Consider the following 4,480-nt stretch of genomic DNA (forward strand, 5'->3'; position numbering starts at 1 on the left):
TAATAAGGCCTCTGATTTTAAAGCTGATATCACAGCCAAATTAAGAAAGTATCCAAAGCAAATACACTCAAGAATTGACTCTATACTCAGCTTTTATAATCGTAAGGATCAATTTAATGGAAATGCTTTGGTAGCATATAAAGGTGAGGTGCTTTTTGAAAAAAGCTATAATAATCAACAAACTAACAACCAGCCTCAATCCCATTTTAGGATTGGCTCAAGTACTAAAACTTTCACTTCAACCCTTACAATGTTACTGGTAAATGAAGGGAAAATTCAACTATCAGACTCAATTGGTGCCTATATTCCCTACTTTACACATGGTGAAGTCACCATCGAACAATTACTTACCCACCAATCAGGCATTCCAAATTATCTTGTCAACAATAACTACATATCTCAAATAAGCCACACCCAATATTCATTATCACAACTGGTTAAGAATTTTTGCAGCGATTCTTTGGAATTTATTCCAGGGAGCAGGTTTAAATATTCAAATTCAGGATATATCATACTTGCATTATTGGCAGAAAAAGTTACTAACCAATCATTTCAGAACTTACTCCAAGAACGCATTTTCACCCCTCTTGATATGACTGACACATATTTGGGTAGAGGTATTAATACAAAAGTGAGTGCTGGGTTTCTTTATGGTAAGCCCGAGCCCAAGTATTTTATCGATAATGTATCAGGAGCCGGAGGCATTATTTCCACCAGCAGAGATCTGTTAATATGGAGTCAAAACTTTGAAAACAATATCCTTTTATCGAAGAATCAACAAGAAGAAATGTTTAAGCCAAGAGCTTCTTATGATGATTGGAGCAGCTACTATGGTTATGGCTGGATGATAGATAAAGAAATGTTTGATGTCTCAAAGAAGCATCAGATTTTTTATCACCCGGGCACAGATTATGGTTTTTACACCATGTTTCTAAAACAGCCAGATAAGGGAATCACTATTATATTACTCAATAACACAGGTGACTTCCCTAGGTTTGACATTTCAGATTTAATTCTCAGTGAATTAAATTAAGCGTTATAATACTGAGGCTAAACAATTACTTTACCATTTAAAATCACCTGATCCACCACATCGCTGCCAAATGCGTAGGGCAAATAAGCGTAAGAAGGTATTTCTTTGGTGATAAATACATTGGCTTGTTTACCAACGGTAATACTTCCATGAGTATCTAACACCTCCATAGCATAGGCTGAATTGATGGTAGCAGCATTTATGGCCTCCTCTGGGGTCATTTTCATTTTCACACAGGCAAGGGATAGCATAAACTGCATTTTGCCGCATGGAGCGCTTCCCGGGTTATAATCAGTTGCTAAGGCCAGAGGCAAACCGGCATTCATCATTTCCCTGGCTGGTGGATAAGTAGTACCTAAGAAAAAAGCAGCACCGGGCAGCAATGTCGGCATTACGGAAGAGCCTTTTAACGCATCAATCTCTTCCTGGCCCATACTCTCTAAATGATCTACACTCAAAGCTCCTACTTTTACCCCTACCTGAACTCCCCCGGAAATATTTAGTTGGTTAGCGTGGATTTTGGCTTTCATTCCATGGGCTTTACCGGCCTCCATCACTCTTTCAGTCTCCTCCGGTGTAAAGAACCCCTCTTCACAAAACGCATCGACATACTCAGCCAATCCCTCTTCTGCCACAGCAGGTATCATTTCATTTACCACTTTATCAAGATACTTCTCTTTGGTCGTCTCTTTTGGTACGGCATGAGCGCCTAAAAATGTAGTTTTGACTGTTAGGGGTGTTTCCTCTCCTATTTTTTTGGCCACACGCAGCATCTTAAGCTCGTCTTCTGTGGTGAGTCCGTAACCGCTTTTAATTTCTACCGCACCCGTACCCATAGATATTATCTCATTGGCCCGTACCAAAGTGCTCTCAAATAACTCATGTTCAGAGGTGGACTGTAATTTCTTGGCAGAATTTAAAATACCACCTCCTTTGGCGGCTATCTCTGCATAAGACATACCTTTAATCTTATATACAAACTCTTCCTCTCGCGTAGCTGCAAATACAAGGTGAGTGTGTGAGTCAACAAAACTTGGAAAGACGAATCTTCCCGAAGCATCTATAATTTCATCAGCATTTATCTCAGGCATAGCTTCCATAAGACCAAACGCCTTTATTTTATCATTCTCGGTCAATAAGTAGGCGTTTTCAAGCACTGGCAAATCGGCCATCGCTGAACCTGCTATCCAGTTTTTTGTATTTTCTCTAACTTGTACTAGTCCTTTTATATTTTTAATAAGTATGCTACTCATTTCTTTAATCTTCAGATGCTTTTATCAATCAAAAAATACTATATTTCGTTGAGGTTTTAAAGTTATGAAATATAGCTTAGTCATACTCGCTATTTTCTGCACATCCATTGTTGGCTGCCTGTCTTCTACATCTTATAGAAAAACAGTATCTCCGGAGCTTTATACACCTGAGAATTTCCAGAATATAGGTATAGTCAGTGCCTTCGACACTTCACTTCTCACATTTAATCAGAAGAAAAAGGTACACGTTTTCTCTCAGGGCTCTCAAAATATTTTAGTTGAGTTAGCGCAAGAATTTAAGAAACAATCTGATCTGGAAGTATTAGTCGCTGATCAACTCATAAGAGGAGCTGCGGAGGTTTCTTGTTCCTCAGAAACCTACAAACCTACTGCGGTTGGTACAGTCACCGACAACAGCTATGATTTTACGATCGTACTAGAAGCTTATGACCTCTATTTTGATCAGGAGGTAGAGGTACAAAAAGATGATGATGGCTCCAAAACTCGGACAGCATATTATGATTTGATTGCTCGTGCATGTATAGCCCTATATGACAGTAACGGTCATGAAATCAATAAAGTGACCGTTACAGAAAAGCATATTAATTATGACAAAAGAAGTGTGCTTAGTGGACTACTGGCAGTGGGGCCATCAATGGGAAATGCTGATAAAGAAGTAAAAAGGCTCTCAAAAGATATTGCTAAAGAATATGTTGCCAAATACCATCCTCAAGAGGTTATGATTACTAAGAACATATACCGACAAAAAGAGCTTAAGGGTGGAGTGAGGGCCTTGGTTTTTGGAAACTGGTCAGAGGCCATTACATTTTTTAGCAGATACACCAATGATCCTGATTCCAAAATTGCTGGCAAAGCGGCCTATAACCTATCTGTAGCTTATGAAGCTCTTGGCATGATGGATGATGCCACCTATTGGTACGAACAGGCACAAAAAATGCTAGACGGCAAAAAACTTCCTGATGAAATCTTCTACGATTAACGGCCAAAGGCCTCTACAGAGTAATCAAGGTTTGTACTGAAAACAGGGAAGCTTATTTTAAGAAGCGCATAAAAACCTCTCTTTTGTAGTCCCGGTCTCATACCTATCTCTCCTCCGTAAGCCCAACTCCATGTTCTGTTGAATCTTCCTTCCAAACCGGCTCTAAATCCGATTATTGAAGTATCAACAGCATCTGACGAGTAGGTATTCCCTTGAAATGTAACATCATCTACATTAATCGAAGGAGCGATAAGAATGTCTAAATAAGTAGTTAAAATAAGGTCATCAACACCTTCCTGGTATTTATTATCGAAATCAACAGCGATGTTTTTTATCCATGACATAGAGCCACCAACGTAGATACCACCAACTGCCATGTTTGAATAAGCCTGAAAGTTCTCTTCAGAGTTATTTGGCTTTGTAGTTGGTAAAGTCATGCCATTAGGGCCTTCTAAGTCTTGTAAAGTTTTGCCCTGAGCTTCCATTACTCTGTTTAAATCAAACGAAGTATCGAAATAAAAGCCACCGAGTCTTGCACCATATATTTTTCTTACCTTACAGGGTACATCGGTATTTAGAGGCACACGAGAAGCCCATTTATCTCCTTTGTAGCTCTTTTTATATAAGAACATCTTAGTCTTAGAGCTCTCTTCAAAATCTTTGATATGATATGTAGCCCCTACCTGATAGTAGTTAAAGCTGGCTGGCTCTAGTGTAAGTCCACTATTCTCTTCGTCTTTTATATTTTCTGCGATATCACGAGAGAGGTCAAACTTTCTGGTATAAGCTTGTCTGGCCTGTGCATTAAAACGCATTTTATCCTTTAAAAAGTAAGTAGCTTCTAAACCAAAACCTGCATTGATATTTGCGGTATATAACTCACCATAAATAGGCTGAAACTGCACAAAGAGGGTGTTGATAGCATACGGCTCATCATACAATTCTTCGTAAGTAACAGGGTTTTGATCAGATCTCTTTTGCGCCAACGTGCTATGAGAGACAACAACAAGCACTATCAAAAAAAATAAAACCTTTTTCACGACTGATATATTAAAAAATTAATTGCGGACAATTGACCCCTAAATAAACAATAAAAATAACAAAAATTGAATACAAACATCAATTTATAGCTTTCTCACTCAATACTTTCATTAATAGCCAAGTCAGGCAATAGGTAACTTTGCTACAGTTTGA

The 4,480-nt window shown here is 38.5% G+C and carries 4 protein-coding genes; 2 read left to right on the forward strand and 2 right to left on the reverse strand.

Annotation, left to right across the window (positions count from 1 at the left end; genetic code table 11):
- Window positions 1-1,033 (forward strand): serine hydrolase domain-containing protein (locus tag E1176_RS05365; protein WP_155209540.1); only part of this gene is annotated, 1,033 nt, incomplete at its 5' end.
- A gap of 17 nt (window positions 1,034-1,050) precedes the next feature.
- Here the strand turns inward: E1176_RS05365 and hutI are convergent.
- Window positions 1,051-2,286: an imidazolonepropionase gene (gene hutI / locus E1176_RS05370; protein ID WP_155209541.1), complete on the reverse strand. Its 1,236-nt coding sequence runs from the start codon at window positions 2,284-2,286 to the stop codon at window positions 1,051-1,053.
- 64 nt (window positions 2,287-2,350) lie between these two features.
- Here hutI and E1176_RS05375 point away from each other — a divergent pair, with 64 nt between their 5' ends.
- Window positions 2,351-3,286, forward strand: coding sequence for a DUF6340 family protein (locus E1176_RS05375; RefSeq protein WP_155209542.1), 936 nt, complete (start codon window positions 2,351-2,353; stop codon window positions 3,284-3,286).
- Here E1176_RS05375 and E1176_RS05380 read toward each other — a convergent pair.
- Window positions 3,283-4,326 carry a hypothetical protein gene (locus E1176_RS05380; protein ID WP_155209543.1) on the reverse strand — a complete coding sequence of 348 codons (1,044 nt, stop codon included), beginning with the start codon at window positions 4,324-4,326 and terminating at the stop codon, window positions 3,283-3,285. The two genes, E1176_RS05375 and E1176_RS05380, sit on opposite strands and share 4 nt — an antisense overlap.
- Between the last annotated feature and the right edge of the window lie 154 nt (window positions 4,327-4,480).

This window comes from Fulvivirga aurantia (assembly GCF_009711475.1).
Classification (GTDB): Bacteria; Bacteroidota; Bacteroidia; order Cytophagales; family Cyclobacteriaceae; genus Fulvivirga; species Fulvivirga aurantia.